The 20,973-nt window shown below is 65.2% G+C and carries 19 protein-coding genes; 11 read left to right on the forward strand and 8 right to left on the reverse strand.

Translation table 11 applies throughout. The annotated features are described in order from the left end of the window. The first annotated feature begins 200 nt into the window (after positions 1-200). Positions 201-1,130, forward strand: a complete 930-nt coding sequence (locus RRX38_RS13815; RefSeq protein WP_315959592.1) for an IS110 family transposase — start codon at positions 201-203, stop codon at positions 1,128-1,130. Positions 1,131-1,198: 68 nt separating this feature from the next. On the opposite strand, the gene RRX38_RS13820 is transcribed toward RRX38_RS13815, so the two are convergent. The 7 genes from RRX38_RS13820 to RRX38_RS13850 all read right to left on the reverse strand — a co-directional run bounded on the left by RRX38_RS13820 (position 1,199) and on the right by RRX38_RS13850 (position 9,380). Next, positions 1,199-2,104: a hydroxymethylglutaryl-CoA lyase gene (locus RRX38_RS13820; RefSeq protein WP_315959593.1), complete on the reverse strand. Its 906-nt coding sequence runs from the start codon at positions 2,102-2,104 to the stop codon at positions 1,199-1,201. A 277-nt stretch (positions 2,105-2,381) separates the two neighbouring features. Continuing rightward, positions 2,382-4,283 carry an acetyl/propionyl/methylcrotonyl-CoA carboxylase subunit alpha gene (locus RRX38_RS13825; protein ID WP_315959594.1) on the reverse strand — a complete coding sequence of 634 codons (1,902 nt, stop codon included), beginning with the start codon at positions 4,281-4,283 and terminating at the stop codon, positions 2,382-2,384. A gap of 30 nt (positions 4,284-4,313) precedes the next feature. After that, positions 4,314-5,102, reverse strand: coding sequence for a gamma-carboxygeranoyl-CoA hydratase (locus tag RRX38_RS13830; protein WP_315959595.1), 789 nt, complete (start codon positions 5,100-5,102; stop codon positions 4,314-4,316). A gap of 13 nt (positions 5,103-5,115) precedes the next feature. Then, positions 5,116-6,723 (reverse strand): carboxyl transferase domain-containing protein, encoded by a 1,608-nt coding sequence (locus RRX38_RS13835; protein WP_315959596.1) that lies wholly within the window; start codon positions 6,721-6,723, stop codon positions 5,116-5,118. A 13-nt stretch (positions 6,724-6,736) separates the two neighbouring features. After that, the gene (locus RRX38_RS13840; protein ID WP_315959597.1) at positions 6,737-7,918 is read right to left on the reverse strand and encodes an isovaleryl-CoA dehydrogenase; all 1,182 of its coding nucleotides are present in this window, start codon (positions 7,916-7,918) and stop codon (positions 6,737-6,739) included. Positions 7,919-7,958: 40 nt separating this feature from the next. Then, positions 7,959-8,336 (reverse strand): MerR family DNA-binding transcriptional regulator, encoded by a 378-nt coding sequence (locus RRX38_RS13845; protein WP_315959598.1) that lies wholly within the window; start codon positions 8,334-8,336, stop codon positions 7,959-7,961. A 138-nt stretch (positions 8,337-8,474) separates the two neighbouring features. Further along, entirely contained in the window at positions 8,475-9,380 is a 906-nt protein-coding gene (locus RRX38_RS13850) for a LysR family transcriptional regulator (RefSeq protein WP_315959599.1), read from the reverse strand. 99 nt (positions 9,381-9,479) lie between these two features. Here RRX38_RS13850 and RRX38_RS13855 point away from each other — a divergent pair, with 99 nt between their 5' ends. The 10 genes from RRX38_RS13855 (at position 9,480) to pqqD (ending at position 20,567) form a co-directional block, all read left to right on the forward strand. Next, entirely contained in the window at positions 9,480-10,355 is an 876-nt protein-coding gene (locus tag RRX38_RS13855; RefSeq protein WP_315959600.1) for an MBL fold metallo-hydrolase, read from the forward strand. 172 nt (positions 10,356-10,527) lie between these two features. Next, on the forward strand, positions 10,528-11,598 hold the full coding sequence (locus tag RRX38_RS13860; RefSeq protein ID WP_315959601.1) for an ABC transporter substrate-binding protein: 1,071 nt from the start codon (positions 10,528-10,530) through the stop codon (positions 11,596-11,598). After that, on the forward strand, positions 11,579-12,574 hold the full coding sequence (locus tag RRX38_RS13865) for an ABC transporter permease (protein WP_315959602.1): 996 nt from the start codon (positions 11,579-11,581) through the stop codon (positions 12,572-12,574). The genes RRX38_RS13860 and RRX38_RS13865 overlap by 20 nt, the downstream gene beginning before the upstream one ends. Further along, on the forward strand, positions 12,568-13,353 hold the full coding sequence (locus RRX38_RS13870) for an ABC transporter ATP-binding protein (RefSeq protein WP_315959603.1): 786 nt from the start codon (positions 12,568-12,570) through the stop codon (positions 13,351-13,353). The genes RRX38_RS13865 and RRX38_RS13870 overlap by 7 nt, the downstream gene beginning before the upstream one ends. 686 nt (positions 13,354-14,039) lie before the next feature. Next, entirely contained in the window at positions 14,040-15,665 is a 1,626-nt protein-coding gene (locus tag RRX38_RS13875) for a methyl-accepting chemotaxis protein (RefSeq protein WP_315959604.1), read from the forward strand. A gap of 240 nt (positions 15,666-15,905) precedes the next feature. Then, a complete protein-coding gene (locus tag RRX38_RS13880) occupies positions 15,906-16,961 on the forward strand; it encodes an FUSC family protein (protein WP_315959605.1) in 1,056 nt (351 codons plus the stop codon). Positions 16,962-16,965: 4 nt separating this feature from the next. Next, positions 16,966-17,433 (forward strand): Lrp/AsnC family transcriptional regulator, encoded by a 468-nt coding sequence (locus tag RRX38_RS13885; RefSeq protein ID WP_315959606.1) that lies wholly within the window; start codon positions 16,966-16,968, stop codon positions 17,431-17,433. A gap of 252 nt (positions 17,434-17,685) precedes the next feature. Beyond that, positions 17,686-19,365, forward strand: a complete 1,680-nt coding sequence (locus RRX38_RS13890) for an NAD(P)/FAD-dependent oxidoreductase (RefSeq protein WP_315959607.1) — start codon at positions 17,686-17,688, stop codon at positions 19,363-19,365. Positions 19,366-19,368: 3 nt separating this feature from the next. Beyond that, a complete protein-coding gene (locus RRX38_RS13895) occupies positions 19,369-20,157 on the forward strand; it encodes a carbon-nitrogen hydrolase family protein (RefSeq protein ID WP_315959608.1) in 789 nt (262 codons plus the stop codon). 131 nt (positions 20,158-20,288) lie between these two features. Beyond that, positions 20,289-20,567, forward strand: a complete 279-nt coding sequence (gene pqqD, locus RRX38_RS13900; protein WP_315959609.1) for a pyrroloquinoline quinone biosynthesis peptide chaperone PqqD — start codon at positions 20,289-20,291, stop codon at positions 20,565-20,567. Between the two features lie 9 nt (positions 20,568-20,576). On the opposite strand, the gene RRX38_RS13905 is transcribed toward pqqD, so the two are convergent. Further along, on the reverse strand, positions 20,577-20,738 hold the full coding sequence (locus RRX38_RS13905; RefSeq protein ID WP_315959610.1) for a YqaE/Pmp3 family membrane protein: 162 nt from the start codon (positions 20,736-20,738) through the stop codon (positions 20,577-20,579). Positions 20,739-20,973 lie beyond the last annotated feature (235 nt).

Raw genomic sequence — 20,973 nt, forward strand, 5'->3', positions numbered from 1 at the left:
CGACAGGGTAAAGTCAGAGGTGAGAGGGGTGGATGGCAACTGTTAAGCCGCGGTGCCCTGGAGCACGTGTAGGAGCCCAACTGCCATCCACTCTTTTCACTCTGACTCCAAGCTCGAACAGTTGACTGAGTCCGACCTCGAACAACAAGCGTGAGCCCGTTCAGAGTGACCTCTCGCCCTTAAGCCTAGAGGTTTTTCTTATGACCGCCTACGCCGGAATCGATGTCGCCAAAGATACCCTGCAGATTGCGCTGTATCCCCAGAGCAATAGCTTCTGCACCACCAACACCTCTGAAGGAATCCACCAGCTTATCCAATGGTTAAGTGATAACCGGGTCGAGCAGGTACTGGTTGAGGCCACAGGCGGCTACGAAAGGTTATCGGTCAAACTCCTGGCCAAGGCCAGATTCAAGGTCATGCGTATCAATCCGCTGCGTGCTCGCCAGTTCGCTCTGGCCATGGGCAAGCAAGCTAAAACCGACTCGATCGATGCGCAGATGCTGGCCATGTTCGCCCATGCCTTGCGAAAGAAGGAGTTTGTGGTGGCCGATGAAGCGCGCGATAAGTTGACCGAACTGGTGAACCAGCGTGACGCCTTCGTTCAGCAGCGTGATGACAACCGTCGCCGTATTCAACAAGCGCAAGAACCTGAAGTGCAGCAGGCCTATCGGGAGCTCAATGCCAAAATCCAAGAGATGATCAAGGCAGCAGACCGACGCATTGCTGCACAGACTCGACAGGTCGATGGGGCCTTGGTGGACCGCCTGCAAGCGATCAAAGGCATCGGCGCGGTGTCGATCTCCAGCCTGTTTTGCTATCTGCCCGAGCTGGGGGATCTGAGTCGTGGACAGGTGGCGGCCTTGGCAGGAGTGGCGCCTTACAACAACGACAGTGGGACTAAGCGCGGTAACCGGCACATTTACGGCGGACGCGCGAAGCTACGCCGTGCGATGTACATGAGTACCTTGGTGATGGTCCGTTACAACGAGGACTTCAAGAACCGATACGCTCAACTTCGCGCCCGAGGTAAGTGCGCGAAGGTGGCGCTGACGGCGTGCATGCGAGTCCTGCTGGTGAGGTTAAATGCCATGGTGCGAGATGGTGCACCATGGCGAGAGGGTGCAATTTGACCGTTGGTCGATCTTCGGTGAAAGACAGTTGGCTCCTACCCGGTCTACCTGAAAAAGCCGGTTCTACCCTAAGCGCGGCCCGCCAATAACGCCCGCGCCACCCGCGAGCCGTTGGCGCGGCCCAGGCGCTGGCAGATGCGCTGGCCCGCTTCGGCCAGCCGCTGCAGGTCGACGCCGGTGGCGATGCCCAGCCCGTGCAGCAGGTACAGCACGTCTTCACTGGCGACATTGCCGGTGGCGCCCTGGGCGTAGGGGCAGCCGCCCAAACCGGCCACCGAGCTGTCGAACACCGCCACACCTTCCAGCAGGCTGGCGTAGATGTTCGCCAGGGCCTGGCCGTAGGTGTCGTGAAAATGCCCGGCCAGCCGTTCACGCGGCAGGTCGCGGGCCACTGTTTCGATCAACCGCCGCGTGGCGTTGGGGGTGCCGACGCCGATGGTGTCGCCCAAAGAGATTTCGTAGCAGCCCATCTCGGTGAGGGCCTTGGCCACCCTGGCCACGGCGGTGGGGGCGATGTCGCCTTCATAGGGGCAGCCCAACACGCAGGACACATAGCCGCGCACCGGCAGGTTGTGGCGGGCAGCGGCTTCCATCAGCGGCTCGAAGCGTTGCAGGCTCTCGTTGATGCTGCAGTTGATGTTGCGTTGCGAGAAGCTCTCGGAGGCAGCAGCGAACACCGCCACTTCATCCACCCCGGCCTGCAACGCGGCTTCCAGACCACGCAGGTTGGGGGTCAGCGCGCTGTAGCGCACACCGGGTCGGCGCTGGATACCGGCCAGCACCTCGGCGCTGCCGGCCATCTGCGGCACCCACTTGGGCGACACGAAGCTGCCGGCCTCGATGTGCGTCAGCCCGGCAGCCGCCAGGTCATCCACCAGGCGAATCTTGTCGGCCAGGTCGATGGCCTGGGCTTCGTTCTGCAGCCCGTCACGCGGGCCGACTTCCACTAGGCGTACCTGGGTTGGCAATGACATGGTTTTCTCCCGGATGATGGGTTATCGCGGATCCCGGCTGAAGCCAATACTGTTCAGTTAGGCCGGGTAGGAGCGGCTTTAGCCGCGAAGCGACCGCCTGTTCACAACAGATGCAGTGAATTTCCTGGCCCTTTCGCGGCTAAAGCCGCTCCCACCGGACCCCATGCCGCTTAAGCGAACAGTATTGCGGCTGAAGCCGGTCCTACAGGGGGCGCTGAGCACTGGCCTCATCGCGAGCAGGCTCCAACAAAATCAAAGCAGCTGGCTCGGCGATCGTTCATTCCAGCTCCACCAGCACACTACCTTCGCTGACCATCTCGCCCTCCTGGCAATACACCGCTTTCACCGTGCCGGCCTGTGGGGCGCGGATGCTGTGTTCCATCTTCATGGCTTCGAGCACCACCAGCGGCGCGCCGGCTTCAACACTCTGCCCCGGCTGCACCCGCACGCTGACGATGCTGCCGTTCATCGGTGCGGTCAGGCCGCCGTGGGCCTGTTCGCCCAGGGCATGCCGGGTAATCGGGTCGTCGCGTTGCACGGCCTGCCAGGTCAGCCCCCAGCGCAGGTACAGGGTGTCGCCCTGGCGCAGCGCAGCGGCCGCACGCGGCGCTTGCCGGGCCGGCGCCACCGTCACTTCGCGCACTTCACCCGCACAGCTCAGCGCCAGGCGGGTACTGGCCGGCAGGCCACTGCGCCAGGCGCTGGGCGCGGCCCAGGGTGAATGCGGGTCGTCGTCGCGCCGTCGCGGTGCTTCACTGGCCAGCCAGGCCGCCCCCGCCTGTTGCCAGAACGCCTCGGGCAGCGGCTCGGCGGGCGGCAGCAATTGCTGGCGATGGCGCTCGATGAAGCCGGTGTCCAGCTGTGCGTCGGCAAACGCCGGGTGGGCGAGGATGCGTTGCAGGAACACCAGGTTGGTCTTCAACCCGGCGACCAATGTTTCAGCGAGCATGGCCAGCAGCCGCTGGCGCGCCTCTTCGCGGTTGTCGCCCCAGGCGATGAGTTTGGCCAGCATCGGGTCGTAGAACGGCGACACCTCGTCGCCCTGCGCCACGCCGCTGTCCACCCGCCGCCCCGGCCCCGGCGCGGGTTCGCGGTACACCGCCAAGTGCCCGCTGGCCGGCAGGAAGCCGCCCTCCGGGTCTTCGGCATACAGGCGCACTTCGATGGCATGGCCGTCCAGGCGCACCTGTTCCTGTGTGATCGGCAGCGCCTCGCCGCGTGCCACGCGAATCTGCCAGGCCACCAGGTCCAGGCCGGTGATGGCCTCGGTGACCGGGTGCTCGACCTGCAGACGGGTGTTCATTTCCATGAAGAAGAATTCGCCCCGGGCATCGAGCAGGAACTCCACAGTGCCGGCGCCGACATAACCGATGGCCTGCGCGGCACGCACCGCCGCCTCGCCCATGGCCTGGCGCAGTACCGGGGTCAGGCCGGGGGCCGGGGCTTCTTCGACGACCTTCTGGTGGCGACGCTGGATCGAACAGTCACGCTCGTTGAGGTACAGGCAGTGGCCGTGGCGGTCGGCGAACACCTGAATCTCCACATGGCGCGGTTGCAGCAGGTACTTCTCCACCAGCATGCGCGCATCGCCGAACGCCGACTGCGCCTCGCGCTGCGCCGAGGCCAGCGCTTCGGCCAGGCCGCTTTCGTCTTCGACCACCTTCATGCCCTTGCCACCGCCCCCGGCGGCGGCCTTGAGCAGCACCGGGTAGCCGATGCGCCGCGCGGCGTCGCGGAAGGTCTGCACGTCCTGGTCTTCGCCGTGGTAGCCGGGCACCAACGGCACGCCGGCCTGTTCCATCAGGGTCTTGGCCGCCGACTTGCTGCCCATGGCCTCGATGGCGCTGGCCGGTGGGCCGAGAAACAGCAACCCGGCCGCTTCCAGGCGCCGGGCGAAGCTGGCGTTCTCCGACAGAAAGCCATAACCGGGGTGCACCGCATCGGCGCCGCTGGCCTGCGCGGCTTCGATGATCTTGTCGATCAACAGGTAGCTCTCGCCGGGCCGCGCGCCGCCCAGGTCGATGGCGCTGTCGGCCTCGGCAACATGCCTGGCGTGGCGGTCGATGGCGCTGTGCACAGCGATGCAGTGAATGCCCATGGCCTGCGCAGTGCGCATCACGCGGCGGGCAATCTCGCCCCGGTTGGCCACCAGCAGTCGGTCGATTCGTGTCGTATTCATGGCATACGGCTCTGTGGGTGAACGGGCGGCTTACTGCCAGGCGGGTCGGCGTTTTTCCAGAAAGGCCGCCAGGCCCTCCTGGCCCTCTTCGCTGACGCGAATGCCGGCGATCACGCTTTCGGTGCGCTGGCGCAACGCATCGCTCAGCTCGCCGCTGCCCACATCGTGCAGCAGCGCCTTGGTCACGCGCATGGCCTGCGGGCTGTTGAGCAGCAGGTTGTCCAGCCACTGGCCCAGCGCCGCGTCCAGTTCGGCTTCGGGGTAGCACTCGGCAAGCAGCCCGAGTTCCCGCGCCCGCACCCCGTCGAAGCGTTCGGCGCTCAGTGCGTAGCGGCGGCTGGCGCGCTCGCCCAGGGCCTGCACCACGTAGGGGCTGATCACCGCCGGGGCCAGGCCGATGCGCACTTCGGAAAGGCTGAACTGCGCCTCACGGCTGCCGATGGCGAAGTCGCAGCAGGCCACCAGGCCGACCGCGCCGCCGAACGCCGCGCCCTGCACCACCGCCAGGGTCGGGCACGGCAGGTGGTACAGCAGGTCCATCAGGTCGCCCAGGCGATGCGCGTCCTTGAGGTTGGCGGCGTAGTCCAGCTGCGCGCAGGCCTGCATCCAGGCCAGGTCGGCACCGGCCGAGAAGTGCTTGCCGCGCCCGCGCAGCAGCAGCAAGCGCAGGTTTTCATCGTCGCTCAGCTGGCGCAGGGCCTGGCTCAGCTCGGCGATCACCTCGGCATTGAAGGCGTTGTGTTTGTCGGGGCGGTTGAGCCACAGGGTGGCGAAGCCCCGTGGGTCGTGGTGCAGTTCGATGTGGCTGAAACTGTTCATGGCAGGGGCTCTCCTACATGCGGAAGACGCCGAAACGGGTGGCCTCGATGGGCGCGTTGAGGCTGGCGGAAATCGCCAGGGCCAGGATTTCCCGGGTCTGCGCCGGGTCGATGACGCCGTCGTCCCACAGTCGCGCACTGGAATACAGCGCCGAGGCCTGGCGTTCGTACTGCTCGACGATGGGCTGGCGCAGGCGCTGTTCATCGGCGTCGCTGAACGCCTGGCCGGCACGTTCGGCTTGTTCGCGCTTGACCTGCACCAGCACCCCGGCGGCCTGCTGCGCGCCCATCACGCCGATGCGGGCGTTGGGCCACATCCACAGAAAGCGCGGGTCGTAGGCGCGGCCGCACATGCCGTAGTTACCGGCACCGAAACTGCCGCCAATGATGACCGTGAATTTCGGCACCCGCGCACAGGCCACGGCGGTGACCAGCTTGGCGCCGTGTTTGGCGATGCCGCCGGCTTCGTATTTCTGGCCGACCATGAAGCCGGTGATGTTCTGCAAAAACAGCAACGGAATGCCGCGCTGGCAGGCCAGTTCGATGAAATGCGCGCCCTTCTGCGCGGCCTCAGCGAAGAGAATGCCGTTGTTGGCCAGCACCGCCACCGGGTAACCCGCGATACGGGCAAAGCCGCACACCAGGGTGGGGCCGAACAGCGCCTTGAATTCGTCCAGTTGCGAGTCGTCCACCAAGCGGGCAATGACCTCGCGCACGTCGAACGGCTGCTTGGGGTCGCTGGGCACGATGCCGTACAACTCGTCGGCGGCATAGCGCGGTGCGATGGGTGCCTGCACCTGCAGTTCACCGAGCTTGCGCCAGTTGAGGTTGGCCACGCAGCGGCGGGCCAGGGCCAAGGCATGGGCATCATCTTCGGCGTAGTGGTCGGCGACGCCTGAGGTCTTGCAGTGCACGTCGGCACCGCCGAGGTCTTCGGCACTCACCACCTCACCGGTGGCGGCCTTCACCAGCGGCGGGCCGGCGAGAAAGATGGTCGCCTGGTTGCGCACCATGATGGTCTCGTCGCTCATGGCCGGCACATAGGCGCCGCCAGCGGTGCACGAGCCCATCACCACGGCGATTTGTGGAATGCCCTGGGCGCTGAGGTTGGCCTGGTTGAAGAAGATCCGCCCGAAGTGCTCACGGTCGGGGAACACTTCATCCTGGCGTGGCAGGTTGGCGCCGCCGGAGTCCACCAAGTAGAGACACGGCAGGCGGTTTTCACCGGCAATGGCCTGGGCACGCAGGTGCTTTTTCACGGTCAGCGGGTAGTAGCTGCCGCCCTTCACCGTGGCGTCGTTGGCGATGATCATGCACTCCACGCCCTCGACGCGGCCGATGCCGGCGATCAGCCCGGCGGCGGCGACGTCTTCGCCATACACCTCATGGGCGGCCAACTGGCCGACTTCCAGGAATGGCGAGCCGGGGTCGAGCAGGCGTTCGATGCGCTCGCGGGGCAGCAGCTTGCCCTTGGCCTGGTGGCGCTGCTGGGCCTTTGCCCCACCGCCTTGGCTGACCTGCGCCAGCAGGCTGCGCAGGGCCTCGACCTGACCCAGCAGGGCATCACGGTTGGCGAGGTATTCGGGGGCACGGGGGTTGATCCGGGTCTGCAGAATGGTCATGGCCGGCTCCGCTTCACAGGGTTTCGTTGAACAGCTCGCGGCCGATCAGCATGCGGCGGATCTCGCTGGTGCCGGCGCCGATTTCATACAGCTTGGCATCACGCCACAGGCGCCCCACCGGGTATTCGTTGATGTAGCCGTTGCCGCCGAGAATCTGGATCGCCTCGCCGGCCAGCCAGGTGGCTTTTTCGGCGGTGTACAGAATCACCCCGGCGCAGTCCTTGCGCACCTGGCGCACATGGCCGCTGCCCTGCGCGTCGAGGTGCTTGCCCACCGCGTAGAGGTAGGCGCGGCAGGCCTGCTGGGTGGTGTACATGTCGGCCAGCTTGCCCTGGATAAGCTGGAATTCGCCGATGCTCTGGCCGAACTGCTTGCGGTCGTGGATGTACGGCACCACCACGTCCATGGCCGCCTGCATCAGCCCCAGCGGCCCGCCGGAGAGCACTGCGCGCTCGTAGTCCAGACCGCTCATCAGCACCCGCGCGCCGTCGCCCACCGCGCCCAGCACGTTCTCTTCGGGCACCTCGACGTTCTGGAACACCAGCTCGCCGGTGTGCGAACCGCGCATGCCGAGCTTGTCGAGCTTCTGCGCCACCGAGAACCCCGGCATGCCCTTTTCGACGATGAAGGCGGTCATGCCCTTGGCCCCGGCATTCGGGTCGGTCTTGGCGTAGACCACCAGCACGTCGCAGTCCGGGCCGTTGGTGATCCACATCTTGGTGCCGTTGAGCACGTAGCGGTCGCCTTGGCGGTCGGCACGCAGCTTCATGGAGATGACATCCGAGCCGGCATTGGGCTCGCTCATCGCCAGCGCACCGATGTGCTCGCCGCTGATCAACCGCGGCAGAAAGCGGCGCTTCTGTGCCTCGCTGCCGTTGCGGTTGATCTGGTTCACGCACAGGTTGGAATGCGCGCCGTACGACAGGCCGATGCCCCCCGCAGCGCGGGAGATTTCCTCCATGGCGATCATGTGTGCCAGGTAACCCATGCCGGCACCGCCGTATTCTTCGCTGACGGTCAGGCCCAGCAGGCCCATGTCACCGAACTTGCGCCACAGGTCCATGGGGAACTGGTCGCTGCGGTCGGCTTCGGCGGCACGCGGGGCGATTTCCCGGGCGGCGAAGGCGGCGACCGAGTCGCGGAGCATGTCGATCTCCTCGCCAAGGAAGAAATTCAGTCCGGGCAGCTGGCTCATGGTGGTCCTCCGTCGCACAGGGGGCGATTGGTTCTTGTGGTTATTCGCAGGTGGCGCAGTCTTGCAGGGCGGTGCGGCAGCGTTGTTCGGCGGCCTGCAACTCCAGCTGCATCTGCTGGATGTCGGCCAGTTGGCGGTCGAGCTGCTGGCGGCGCTCTTCGATCTTTTCCAGAAAGCGCTTCAGTTGCTTGCGGTTGCCGCTGCGCGGGTCGTACATGTCGATCAGTTCCTTGCACTCGACCAGCGAGAAACCGATGCGCTTGCCGCGCAGAATCAGCTTGAGGGTCACCCGATCACGCGCGCTGTACACGCGCTCCTGGCCCTTGCGCCGGGGTTTGAGCAGGCCTTGTTCCTCGTAGAAACGGATGGTCCGGGTGGTTACCGCGAACTCGCTGGCCAAGTCGGAAATGCCGTACATGCGCGCCGCCTCCACTCCCTTACCCTTACGTTAACGTCAACCCGCAGACCCAAGTGCCATGCAGGCTGGCGCTTTACCTTCAGCAAAGGCGCAGTTCGGCCAAAACGCAAATCGGTGGTTGAAAAATCGCCCGGGCGTTCAGCCTTCACGCTGCCATGGCGGGACGCCCGCGAAGCGCTCGGCGAGAAAATCCAGCAAGGCGCGCAAGGCCAGCGGCATGTGCCGCCGCGAGGCATACACCGCGTGGATGCCCAGGCTGGCCGGCTGATGGTCCGGCAGCAGCGCCACCAGCCGACCCTGGCGAATCAGCGGCAGCACCAGGTAAGTGGGCAACAACGCCACGCCGCTGTGGTTGAGCACCGCCTGCAACAGCGCCACGGCGTCGTTGCTGCTCAGGCCGCCGCTGACTTCCACGGCCACGTCCTGCTCGCCCCGGCGAAAGCGCCACAGGGTGCGGCCGTGGTAGCTGTGGGTCAGGCAGTTGTGCTGGGCCAGGTCTTCGGCCCGCGCCGGGGCGCCGTGGCGGCTGAGGTATTGCGGGGCGGCGACCACCAGCGAATCGCAGGTGGCCAGGCGCCGGGCGATCAGTTGCGGGTCGAGGTCATCGGTGATGCGCACGGCCAGGTCGATGCCTTCTTCGACCAGGTTGACGGTGCGGTCGAGCAGTTGCAGGTCGACCTTCACCTGGGGGTAGCGGGTGACGAAGTCCGCCACGGCCGCCGTGAGTTGCGCCTGGCCGAACGAGGTGCTGCAGGTCAGGCGCAAGGGCCCCTGGGGCTCGGCCTGTGGCTGCGCGACGCTGGCCTGGATGTCGCTACTCTGTTCCAGCAACCGGCGGCACTTGGGCAGGATTTCCTGGCCGACGCTGGTCAGGGTCAGGCGCCGCGTGGTGCGGTGCATCAGGCGCCCGCCCAGCCAGGTTTCCAGCTCGCCCAAGGCCCGCGACACCACCGAACGCGACACCCCCAATCGCTCGGCGGCGGCGGTCTGGCTGCCGGTGTCGACCACCGTGACGAACACCTGCATAGCCATCAATCGATCCATGATTCGCTCGATCTGCGCAACAAATATGCCGGGAATCTAGCATTTTTCTTGCTGCATTCAGCAACTATCTTGAAGCCCTCAATGCCTCAGGAGTCCGTCATGGCCCAATCGCTGTTCACTTCCCTCCTCGCCGCCGCGTCGCTGGCCATCAGCGGCGCAGCCCTGGCCGCCAGTACGCCGAATCTGCAAACCTACAACCCCGGCCACGATGCGGTATTCCCGGTGGCGTCGGTACTGGTCACCGGCGAGCACGACGCCATTCTGGTCGATGCGCAGTTCGGCAAGCGCCAGGCCGAACAACTGGTGCAGAAGGTGCGCCAGAGCGGCAAGACCCTGCGGCAGATCTACATCAGCCATGGCGACCCGGATTACTACTTCGGCCTCGACACCCTGACCGCTGCCTTCCCCGACGCCGAGGTACTGGCCAGCGCGCCGACGGTGGCGCACATCCAGCGCACCATGAACGACAAGCTCGCCTACTGGGGACCCAAGCTCGGCGCGGATGCGCCCAAGCGCCTGGTCGTGCCCAAGGTGCTGCAGGGCGACCACCTGACCCTGGAAGGCCACACCTTGCAGGTCATGGGCCTGAACGGCCCGCAACCCGAGCGCACCTACCTGTGGATGCCGGCGCTCAAGGCGGTGTTCGGTGGCGTGGTGCTGTCGAGCAACCTGCACGTGTGGATGGCCGATACCCAGACCGCGCAATCCCACGCCGACTGGCTCAAGACCCTGGCTGACATCCAGGCCCTGAAGCCTGCCATGGTGATCCCCGGCCATGCCCTGCCCGGTCCGCAAAGCGCTGCCGAGTCGGTGGCCTTCACGGCTGGCTACATCCGCGCCTTCGACGCGGAAACCGCCAAGGCCAAGGACGCCGCGGCGCTCATCGAAGCCATGAAAAAGCGCTATCCCGGCCTGGCAGACGAAGCCTCGCTGGAACTGAGTGCCAAAGTGGCCAAGAAGGAGATGAGTTGGTAAGTGCCAGGGCAGACCGTCCGAATACTGCACACCTTGCATATTAGGTTATGCCCAAATTGAATTTCCCTGATTACTCTCATAACCGATAACGTGTGCTTCGTTCAGGGAGCGGCCATCTCGATCGAGGTACAGGCTTCGCCTCCTGGCCCTTTCAATCGCCATCGGAGGCTCCATGAGCATCATGTCCCTCAATCGCCGACGCCTGCTCGCCCTGGCCGGTACCGCCACGGCGGCAGCACTGGTCAGCCGCCTGGGTTTCGCCGACGACCTTCACAGCGGGCATGCCGGGCATACCAGCCCACCCGTCGGCAGCGGGCTGGATCTGGACAGCAGCCGCTGGGTGCTGCCCGAGCCACGCAAGGTCAAGATCGCCACCAATCTCAATGCGGTGTGCCTGGCCCCGGTGGCCGTGGCTGACAGCCAGGGCATCTTCAAGCGCCACAACCTTGATGTGGAGTTCGTCAACTTCGGCAACTCCACCGAGGTGCTGCTCGAATCCATGGCCACCGGCAAAGCCGACGCCGCCACCGGCATGGCGCTGCGCTGGCTCAAGGCGCTGGAGCAAGGCTTCGACGTCAAGCTCACCGCCGGCACCCACGGTGGCTGCCTGCGCCTGCTGACCCTCAAGGACGGCCCACAGAGCCTCGCCGCCCTCAAGGGCAGCACTATCGGCGTAACCGACATGGCGGCGGCAGACAAGAACTTCTTCTCGCTGATGCTCAAGCGTCATGGCGTGGACCCGATCCGCGACGTGACCTGGCGCGTCTACCCCATCGACCTGCTCAGCGTGGCGCTGGAAAAAGGCGAGATCCAGGCCGCCAGCGGCTCGGACCCAATCATGTACCGGGTCAAGCAGCAGCCGGCCTTCCGCGAGTTGGCCACCAATATGATCGAGGACTACGCGAACATGAGCTGCTGCGTGGTGGGGGTCAGCGGCAAGCTGGCGCGCAACGAGCAACCGGTGGCCGCAGCGATCACCCATTCGATCCTGCAGGCGCATGCCTGGGCCTTCAAGAACCCCGATGCGGTAGCCGAGGAGTTTCTCAAGTTCGCCCTCAATACCAACAAGCAGGAAGTGCGTGCGATCCTCACCGAGCACACCCACGGCTATTACTCGGTGGGCAAGACCTTCGAGAAAGAGATCGCCGTGTACGCCCGCGACCTCAAGCAAGTGGAAGTGCTGCGCCCGCGCACCGACCCCGTGCAATTCGCGGAGAGCATCCATGCCGACGTATTCGCTTGAACGCACCGGCGACGCGCCGGCGCCCGCCGTCAAGCCCTGGCGCGGCGGCCTGCTGGCGGCGCTGGCATGGCTGGCCTTCGCGCTGTTCACCGCGCTGTACCCGGACGGCGGGCGACCCTGGCCGTTCACTCAAGAGCTGGCCATCGCCAGTGGCGCGGTGGCACTACTGCTGGCTTTGCTCGCCCTGCTGCCAGGATCGTTCGCCCGTCCGTTGGACGCGCTCAAGCCTGCCGGCCCATGGCTGGCGGCGCTGCCCCTGCTGCTCGGGCTGTGGGTGCTGCTGACCGCCAAGATCGTCGTGTTGCCGGTGCCGTTCTTCGCCCCGCCGCAAGCGCTGATCGAAGTCTTCATCGATGATTGGGCACGCCTGGGCGAGAGCCTGCTGCATTCGTTCTGGCTGCTGTTCAACGGCGTGGTCCTGGGCGCTCTGAGCGGCTTCGCCGCTGGGGTGTCGATCGGCTGGTCGCAGCGCATCGGCTATTGGGTGCACCCGGTGCTGCGTATCCTCGGTCCGGTGCCCTCCACCGCGCTGCTGCCGATCTGCTTTTTCTTCTTTCCCACCAGCTGGAGCGCCAGCGTGTTTCTCATCGCCCTTGCCACCTGGTTCCCGGTCACGGTGCTGACCTGGTCGGGTGTCGCGAGCGTGGACAAGGCCTATTACGAGGTAGCGCGCACCCTGGGCGCCGACTCGCGCTTCCTGATTCTGCGCGTGGCCATTCCCGCCGCCCTGCCGAACGTGTTCGTCGGCCTGTTCATGGGGCTGGGCGCGTCGTTCTCAGTGCTGGTAGTGGCGGAGATGATGGGTGTGAAAGCAGGCCTGGGCTGGTACCTGCAATGGGCCCAGGGCTGGGCGGCCTACGCCAACATGTATGCGGCGCTGCTGGTGATGGCGCTGCTCTGCTCGGGGCTGATCACCCTGTTGTTCAAGATTCGCGACCGCGTTTTGGCGTGGCAGAAAGGAGCGGTGCAATGGTGAGTGCGGCAGCGGTGGCAGCAGAACCCGGCATGACCCTGAACATTCGTGGCCTGAGCCACGCCTTCGAACTGGGCGATGGGCGCCTGCCGGTGCTGGACAAGGTCGATCTGCGCCTGGCCCCTGGCGAGAGCGTCGGGCTGCTCGGCCCCTCGGGTTGCGGCAAGAGCACTTTGCTGCGCTTGGTCGCCGGGCTGGAGAAACTGCAGGCAGGGCAGCTGCTGGCGGACGACAGCCCGATTCCCGGCCCCCATCATTCCCGGGTGCTGGTGTTCCAGGACCCTACCCTCTATCCGTGGCGCAGCGTCTGGGACAACGTTGCCTTGGGCTTACAAGCCAGGGGCCAGCTGAAGCATCAGCGCCAGCGCGTGGATGAAACCCTCGGCAAGGTCGGTCTGCTGGAGTTTCGCGACGCCTACCCGCGCCAGTTGTCCGGCGGCATGGCCCAGCGCGCCGCGCTGGCCCGAGCGCTGATCAACGAGCCGCGCCTGCTGCTGCTCGACGAACCATTGGGCAAGCTCGACTCGCTAACCCGCATCGCCATGCAGGGCGAACTGATCCGCCTATGGCAGCAACAGCGCTACAGTTCGCTGCTGGTCACCCATGATGTCGAAGAGGCCTTGTTGCTTTGCGACCGGGTGCTGGTGTTCTCTGCCAGGCCCGCGCGGGTGCTGGCCGAACTGCAGATCGACCGCCCCTACCCCCGTCGCCGCGACGACCCCAGGTTGCTGGAGCTACGCCAGCATGCGTTGGAGCTGCTAGGCCAAGGCAGTGACTGGTAAGCATGACGAACCGCCCAAGGGCGAACCTCAGCCGCCCACGCTTCCCGGCTGAAGTCGGCCCTACCCACCATACTGCTCAGTTAGGCGCATCCCGGCTTTTGTTGGAGCTTGCTCGCGAACAATCCGCCAAAGCCCGCGCATCTGCTGTGGACTTGAGGCAGCCATCGCGAGCAGGCTCCAACAAGGTCTGACTACGACTAACCGATTCGTGTTGGCCCTGACCGCCCGGGCTGGGCGACCTGCGGCAGGCCCCGTAAAACGGACCAGCGTTGAACTAATCCTCCACTCTTTAGTTACAAATAATTACCCAAGCGCACTGTAAGCCCCTGAACTCGCCACTCGGCCAACACTGCGACTTTGGTGCAACTTGTTTGTTCTACATCAATTAGCCATCATCCGGGCCCGATAAACGATAAGCTCGTCCGGCACCTCTCTGCTTGTTCGAAAACGAACAACATTCAAGCAGCCTTGCCATGGGCAACGGCACTTCCAGCGACCTTGCGCACCGCCCACAGGGGCGGTGCGGGCGCATCCGGCGTATTGACCTGCACCGGCAACAAGGTCAGACAAACATCTTTTCACTACAGGCAGCGCCAAGACTGCCGCATGGGTCGCATCTGCGCTGTGGAACCTGCCAAATGCATGTTCCGAGCAAGTCAATTCAACATTGCAGTCAAGGAGTCAACATGAACTTGAGGGACCTGAAGGTCGGCACGCGAGCCGCCGTTATTTTTCTGTTACTGGGCGTGCTGGTACTGGGCATGGGGCTGATCGCGCTGTACGAGGCCAAACGCATGGACTCGGCTACCGATGCGGTGCGCGATGTCTGGTTGCCAGGGGTCATCACCCTGGGGGACATTGGCACCAATCTGGGCCGCCTGCGGGCGCTGGGCCTGCGCGCCGTGCTGCTGGAAGACCAGGGCGAGCGCGACAAGACCCTGGCGACGATCCGCACCCTCAGCCAGAGCTTCCCCAAGGCACTCAGCGATTACCAGGCGACCATTCAGGATGCCGAAGATCGTGCGCTGTTCAACGACTTCAAGAGCCGCACCGAGCATTACCACGAGTTGCAGGCACGCATCATCCAGGCCGTGGAGGCCGGACGGCGTGACGAGGCCATGCACATGATCAACGGCCCGCTGGCCGATTCGGCCGACAGCATGATGGGCTCGCTGTACAAGCTCAGCCACTACAACTCCGACAACGCCATCGAGTCGGCGCAGGTCAGCAGCGACGTATTCGACGAAGCCTTCGTAGTGATCGTCAGTGCCCTGGTGGCGACCATGGCGGCCATGGCGCTGATCGCCGTGATCCTCACCCGTAGCATCGTCAAGCCGCTGGGTGAAGCGGTGGTGGTCGCCGACCGCGTGGCCGGTGGCGACCTGACCCGCAGCATCGCCGTAAGCGGCCAGGACGAGCCTGCGCAATTGCTCAAGGCGCTGAACCTCATGCAGAACAACCTGCGCGACACCATCAGCCAGATCGCCGCCTCGTCCGATCAACTCACCTCGGCCTCCGAAGAGCTGAGCTCGGTCACCGAAGACGCCAGCCGTGGCCTGCACAAGCAGAATGCCGAGATCGAGCAGGCGGCCACGGCGGTCAACGAGATGACCGCCGCCGTCGAGGAAGTCGCCAGCAACGCGGTGATCACCGCCGAGGCTTCGCGTGATGCCGACAAGAGCACCCATGAGGGGCGCGACAAGGTCAACCAGGCGCTGGAGTCCATTCAGTTGCTGGTGCAGGACGTGACCACCACCTCGCAGGACATCGAAGCCCTCGCCGGCCAGGTACAGGACATCAGCCAGGTGCTCGACGTGATCCGCTCGGTGGCCGAGCAGACCAACCTGCTGGCCCTCAACGCCGCCATCGAAGCGGCACGGGCGGGCGAAGCCGGGCGTGGTTTCGCGGTGGTCGCCGATGAAGTCCGCGGCCTGGCGCACCGTACCCAGGAGTCGACCCGCGAGATCGAAAGCATGATCGCCGGCATCCAGGCGGGGTCCGGCAAGGCGGTCGAAGCCATGCACACCAGCCGCCAACGCGCCACCAGCACCCTGGATGTGGCCAGCGAAGCCGATGCGGCGCTGGAGGTCATCGCCCAGTCGATCAACGCCATCAACCAGCGCAATCTGGTCATCGCCAGTGCCTCGGAGCAGCAGGCCCAGGTCGCCCGTGAAGTGGACCGCAACCTGGTGAACATCCGCGACCTGTCGCTGCAGACATCGGCCGGTGCCAACCAGACCAGCGCCGCCAGCCAGGAGCTTTCCGGCCTAGCCGTGGGCCTGAACGGCATGATTTCGCGCTTCAAGGTCTGAGCCGAGCTGACTTCAGGTGGGTTTTCCAACTGGTGGAAGCACCGCCTGCCTTGGCTCTTGTGGGAGCGAGCTTGCTCGCGAAAAGGCCGGTACCCCCAACGCATGGTCGCGAGCTGCCACGATCATCGCCAGCAAGCTTGCGCCAACGCAAAGATCGATCGGTAGAGCGCTGCCAGCCGTGGCAGCGCCAGGCCCGGTTGTGGCTTACTGTAGCCTCCTCAGCCGACGGTCTGCCCACGCATGTCTCATCCCCGCACCGCTTCCATTCCCTCCTGGCTGCGCCCCGTGCTGCGGCCGCTGCTCGACCCTTATCGTCGCTACCACCATGCCCGCCTGATCCACGCGGCACGCATCGCCGTGGGCCTGCTGGTGTCGATGCTGCTGACCAGCGGCCTGAACCTGCCCCACGGTGAATGGGCCTCGGTGACCATGCTGATCGTCATCGGCGGCCTGCAGCACCATGGCAACATCCGCAAGAAATCCGTGGAGCGCGCCTATGGCACCTTGATCGGCGCGGGTCTGGGACTGTTCGTGGTGGTGCAGCAGGGCTACCTGGAAATGCCCTTGCTGACCTACACGCTGATGTCGGTGATGTGCGGCTTCTTCGCCTACCACGCCATCGGCAAGGGCGGCTATACGGCGCTGCTGTCGGCCATCACCCTGTTCATCGTCGCCGGCCATGGGGTCAACCCGATCAGCGACGGCCTGTGGCGCACCGTCGACATCCTCATCGGCATCGTCCTGGCCCTGGCGTTCTCCTTTGCGCTGCCGCTGTATGCGGTGTTCTCCTGGCGCTTCAACCTGGCCCGTGGCCTGCGCGACTGCGCCAAGGTGTATGGGCGCATCAGCCACGGCCAGGCCGTGACCGCCGACGAACACATCAAGCTCACCGCCAGCCTCAACGCGGTGATGCTGCAACTGCGCTCGCTGCTGCCGTCGGTGTCCAAGGAGGTGCGGATTTCCATGGTCGAGCTGGACGCCATTCAGGGCCAGTTCCGCATGTGCCTGAGCCTGCTGGAGATCCTCGCCAATATCCGCCCGGCCAATCCTGACGCGGCCACCCGCGCGATACTCGACGCCGACTACCGGCAGAATCGCCGCCGCCTGCTGGGCATGGCCCGGGCGCTGCAGACCGGCTCGGGCGAACACCTCAAGCGCAGCTTCGAAGCCCTGGCCCTGCCCGCCGGTGCCCCCGGCGAGCTGACCGGCTACCTGCTGATGAGCCAGCGCCTGAGCTTGACCCTCGAAGACCTGCAAGCGCGCCTGGCCAAGACCTCGCGCAAATGGAACCTGTAAGAAGATGAACCTCCCCGACAACCGCCCACCGGCCCTCGACGACATCGACCGCCAGCTGATCGCCGCCCTGCAGCTCAACGCCCGCGAGAGCGTGGCAGTGCTGGCGCGGCGGCTGGGGATTGCCCGCACCACGGTCACTTCGCGCCTGGCGCGCCTGGAGCAGAGCAAGGTCATTACCGGCTACGGCGTGCGCCTCGGCCAGCGGGTCGTGGATGGCGGCCTGCAGGCCTACGTGGGCATCACCGTCAAACCGCGTTCGGGCAAGGAAGTGCTGCGCCGCCTGAGTGGCCTGAGCCAGGTCCAGCAGCTGTGTGCGGTGAGCGGCGAGTTCGACTACGTGGCCTGGCTGCGCACCGACTCGCCCGAACAGCTGGACCAGTTGCTGGACCTGATCGGCAGTGTCGACGGCGTGGAAAAGACCACCACCTCGATCATCCTCAGCAGCAAGATCGACCGCGGCCAGCCGGTGTAGGCCTTCGGTAGGAGCGGCTTCAGCCGCGAAAGCGCCAGGAAATTCACCGCATCTGCTGTGAGCATGCGATCGCTTCCCGGCTGAAGCCGGTCCTACCCCTCCCACCATGACTGCCGTTTTCGTCACAGTGAGTTCTACGCTCGTCGAAATGCAGCACAAAGCAGCAAATCGACGACACTTTTCGCCTTATTAACGTGCGCGCGCCTGCCTAGACTGTTCCTACCGTGCCATCGCCAGAATTAAGGGACAGCCATGCATCACTCTCGTCATCGCGCAGACGGTAAAAAGCCGATCACCATGTTCGGCCCGGATTTCCCCTTTGCCTTCGACGACTGGATCGCGCATCCCGCCGGCCTGGGCAGCATTCCCGAGCATCACCATGGCCGCGAGGTGGCGATCATCGGTGCCGGTATCGCTGGCATGGTGGCGGCCTACGAATTGATGAAGCTGGGCCTCAAGCCGGTGGTCTACGAGGCTTCGCAAATGGGCGGGCGGCTGCGCTCCAAGCCCTTCGAGGGCGCCGAGGGCATCATCGCCGAGCTGGGCGGCATGCGCTTTCCGGCTTCCTCCACGGCGTTTTATCACTATGTCGACAAGCTCGGCCTGGAAACCCGCCCCTTCCCCAACCCGCTGACCCCGGCGTCCGGCAGCACGGTGGTCGACCTGGAAGGCAACACCTACTACGCGCAGACCCTGGCCGACCTGCCGGCGCTGTTCCAGGAGGTCGCCGACGCCTGGGCCGATGCGCTGGAAAGCGGCGCGCGCTTCTCCGAGATCCAGCAGGCCATCCGCGACCGCGACGTGGTGCGCCTCAAGACCCTGTGGAACGAGCTGGTGCCGCTGTGGGACGACCGCACCTTCTACGATTTCGTCGCCACCTCCAAGGCCTTCGCCAAGCTGTCGTTCTACCACCGTGAAGTGTTCGGCCAGGTCGGCTTCGGCACCGGCGGCTGGGACTCGGACTTCCCCAACTCGATGCTGGAGATTTTCCGCGTGGTGATGACCAACTGCGACGAAGACCAGCACCTGATCGTCGGCGGCGTGCAGCAGGTGCCGCTGGGCATCTGGCGCCACGCGCCGGAACGCTGCACGCACTGGCCGGCGGGCACCAGCCTGTCGTCGCTGCACCATGGCGCACCGCGCCCTGGCGTGAAGCGCATCGCCCGCGCCTCGGACGGCCAGCTGGCGGTCACCGACAACTGGGGCGACACCCGCCTGTATCCGGCGGTGCTGACCACCTGCCAGAGCTGGCTGCTGACCACCCAGATCGAATGCGAAGAATCGCTGTTCTCGCAGAAGATGTGGATGGCCCTGGACCGCACCCGCTACATGCAGTCGTCGAAGACCTTCGTGATGGTCGACCGGCCGTTCTGGAAAGACAAAGACCCGGAAACCGGCCGCGACCTGATGAGCATGACCCTCACCGACCGCCTGACCCGTGGCACTTACCTGTTCGACAACGGCGACGACAAGCCGGGGGTCATTTGCCTGTCCTACGCGTGGATGAGCGACGCACTGAAGATGCTGCCGCACCCCACCGACAAGCGCGTGCGCCTGGCCCTGGATGCGCTGAAGAAGATCTACCCCAAGGTGGACATCGCCGCACACATCATCGGCGACCCGATCACCGTGTCGTGGGAAGCCGACCCGCATTTCCTTGGCGCCTTCAAGGGTGCGCTGCCCGGCCACTATCGCTACAACCAGCGCATGTACGCGCACTTCATGCAACAGGACCTGCCCGCCGAGCAGCGCGGCATGTTCCTCGCCGGCGACGACATTTCCTGGACGCCGGCCTGGGTCGAAGGCGCAGTGCAGACTGCATTGAACTCGGTATGGGGCATCATGACCCACTTCGGTGGCCAGACACATGCCGACAACCCGGGGCCTGGCGACGTGTTCCACGAAATCGGCCCCATCGCCCTCGGTGACTGACCCATGCACATCGCCCTCTACCAGTGCCCGCCCCTGCCCCTGGACATCGACGCCAACCTGGCACGCCTGCGCCAGCAGGCCGCCACCGCCGCCCGGCAAGGCGTGCAGCTGCTGGTGTGCCCGGAGATGTTTCTCACCGGCTACAACATCGGCCGCGAGGCGGTGCAGCGCCTGGCCCAGCCCGCCGACGGCCCGGCAGCGGCCGAGGTGGCGCGCATCGCGGTACACAGCGGTGTGGCGATTGCCTACGGCTACCCGGAGCGCGGCGCAGACGGGCGTCTGTACAACGCTGCCCAGGTGATCGATGCCCAGGGCCAGCGCCTGGGCAACTACCGCAAGACCCACCTGTTCGGCGAACTGGACCACGGCATGTTCAGTGCCGGTAATGCCCACAGCGCGGTGTTCGAACTGCACGGCTGGAAGCTGGGGCTGTTGATCTGCTACGACGTGGAATTTCCCGAGAACGTGCGCCACCTGGCCATGGAGGGCGCCGAACTGGTGGTGGTGCCGACGGCGAACATGCAGCCCTATGATTTCGTCTGCGAGGTGACGGTACGTGCCCGGGCGTTCGAGAACCAGTGCTACCTGGCATACGCCAACTACTGCGGGGCCGAAGGCGCGATTCACTATTGTGGGCTGAGCAGCCTCAACGGCCCGGACGGCCATCGTCCGGCGTTGGCCGGTGCAGGAGAAGGACTGATTCATGCCACGCTGACCCGCGCGGCGATCGCCCAGGCCAAGGGGCTGAACGACTACCTGGCTGACAGGCGCGAGAGACTGGACAGGCCATGATCGGCCTCCACCCTGGCGTGCCTGAACTACACTGGCTTCAAGGGCAGTGATCCATTCGCGTGTTGATCGTATTCAGGGTTGCAGCCCTCGGCAGGCCGACAGCCGATGCGTGCGGCGCAGGAGGATCCCCCATGAAACTCGACCGCTCCCTCACCCCGAAATGGCACCGCAACTGCTCCCTGGAGCTGGCCCCGGACCGCAAGGGCCATGTGCTGCACCTGAGCCCTGGCGGCATGATCCGCCTGGACGCGGACGACGCGCGGGTCAGCGAACTGATCGACGGGCGACACACGGTAGAAGAAATCATCGAGACCCTGCATACCCGTTTCCCCAACCTGCCGGAAACGGGCATGGACGTGGATCGTTTCATGAAGGTCGCCAGCGAGAAACAGTGGATCGACCTTCACTGAGGGCCGGGCTTACTTGCGGCTGGCGATGATGTACACCGCATGGATGATGCCCGGGAAGTAACCCAGCAGGGTCAGCAGGATATTGAGCCAGAAGGCGCCGCCAAAGCCGACCTGCATGAAGACGCCCAGCGGGGGCAGCAGAATGGCGAAGATGATGCGGATGATGTCCATGGATAAGCTCCTGATTGAATAGCCTGAATGGCTCTTTTCAATCGACCCTGGACGCTGGGGAGGGTTCCACGATTAATAGCACCGAGCCAGCGCGGCAGGCGGCGGCTGCCTTGGAACGGGCTGGTGCCGGGTAGGACCGGCTTTAGCCGGGAAGCCTTTCGCGCCTGAAGCCGCTGCCACAGGCTGGCATTGCGGTTTTCCGAACGCGCAATAAAGAAAACCCCGCCGAAGCGGG

Origin of the sequence: Pseudomonas sp. DTU_2021_1001937_2_SI_NGA_ILE_001 (assembly GCF_032463525.1) — a bacterium.
In the GTDB taxonomy this organism is placed as follows: Bacteria; Pseudomonadota; Gammaproteobacteria; order Pseudomonadales; family Pseudomonadaceae; genus Aquipseudomonas.

Coding starts and splice junctions, on each gene's coding strand:
- RRX38_RS13885 (WP_315959606.1), top strand. CDS start 16,966: ATGAACCTCCCCGACAACCGCCCACCGGCCCTCGACGACATCGACCGC.
- RRX38_RS13845 (WP_315959598.1), bottom strand. CDS start 8,336: ATGTACGGCATTTCCGACTTGGCCAGCGAGTTCGCGGTAACCACCCGG.
- RRX38_RS13835 (WP_315959596.1), bottom strand. CDS start 6,723: ATGACCATTCTGCAGACCCGGATCAACCCCCGTGCCCCCGAATACCTC.
- RRX38_RS13860 (WP_315959601.1), top strand. CDS start 10,528: ATGAGCATCATGTCCCTCAATCGCCGACGCCTGCTCGCCCTGGCCGGT.
- RRX38_RS13850 (WP_315959599.1), bottom strand. CDS start 9,380: ATGGATCGATTGATGGCTATGCAGGTGTTCGTCACGGTGGTCGACACC.
- RRX38_RS13855 (WP_315959600.1), top strand. CDS start 9,480: ATGGCCCAATCGCTGTTCACTTCCCTCCTCGCCGCCGCGTCGCTGGCC.
- RRX38_RS13890 (WP_315959607.1), top strand. CDS start 17,686: ATGCATCACTCTCGTCATCGCGCAGACGGTAAAAAGCCGATCACCATG.
- RRX38_RS13825 (WP_315959594.1), bottom strand. CDS start 4,283: ATGAATACGACACGAATCGACCGACTGCTGGTGGCCAACCGGGGCGAG.
- RRX38_RS13830 (WP_315959595.1), bottom strand. CDS start 5,102: ATGAACAGTTTCAGCCACATCGAACTGCACCACGACCCACGGGGCTTC.
- RRX38_RS13815 (WP_315959592.1), top strand. CDS start 201: ATGACCGCCTACGCCGGAATCGATGTCGCCAAAGATACCCTGCAGATT.
- pqqD (WP_315959609.1), top strand. CDS start 20,289: ATGAAACTCGACCGCTCCCTCACCCCGAAATGGCACCGCAACTGCTCC.
- RRX38_RS13875 (WP_315959604.1), top strand. CDS start 14,040: ATGAACTTGAGGGACCTGAAGGTCGGCACGCGAGCCGCCGTTATTTTT.
- RRX38_RS13865 (WP_315959602.1), top strand. CDS start 11,579: ATGCCGACGTATTCGCTTGAACGCACCGGCGACGCGCCGGCGCCCGCC.
- RRX38_RS13870 (WP_315959603.1), top strand. CDS start 12,568: ATGGTGAGTGCGGCAGCGGTGGCAGCAGAACCCGGCATGACCCTGAAC.
- RRX38_RS13840 (WP_315959597.1), bottom strand. CDS start 7,918: ATGAGCCAGCTGCCCGGACTGAATTTCTTCCTTGGCGAGGAGATCGAC.
- RRX38_RS13820 (WP_315959593.1), bottom strand. CDS start 2,104: ATGTCATTGCCAACCCAGGTACGCCTAGTGGAAGTCGGCCCGCGTGAC.
- RRX38_RS13905 (WP_315959610.1), bottom strand. CDS start 20,738: ATGGACATCATCCGCATCATCTTCGCCATTCTGCTGCCCCCGCTGGGC.
- RRX38_RS13895 (WP_315959608.1), top strand. CDS start 19,369: ATGCACATCGCCCTCTACCAGTGCCCGCCCCTGCCCCTGGACATCGAC.
- RRX38_RS13880 (WP_315959605.1), top strand. CDS start 15,906: ATGTCTCATCCCCGCACCGCTTCCATTCCCTCCTGGCTGCGCCCCGTG.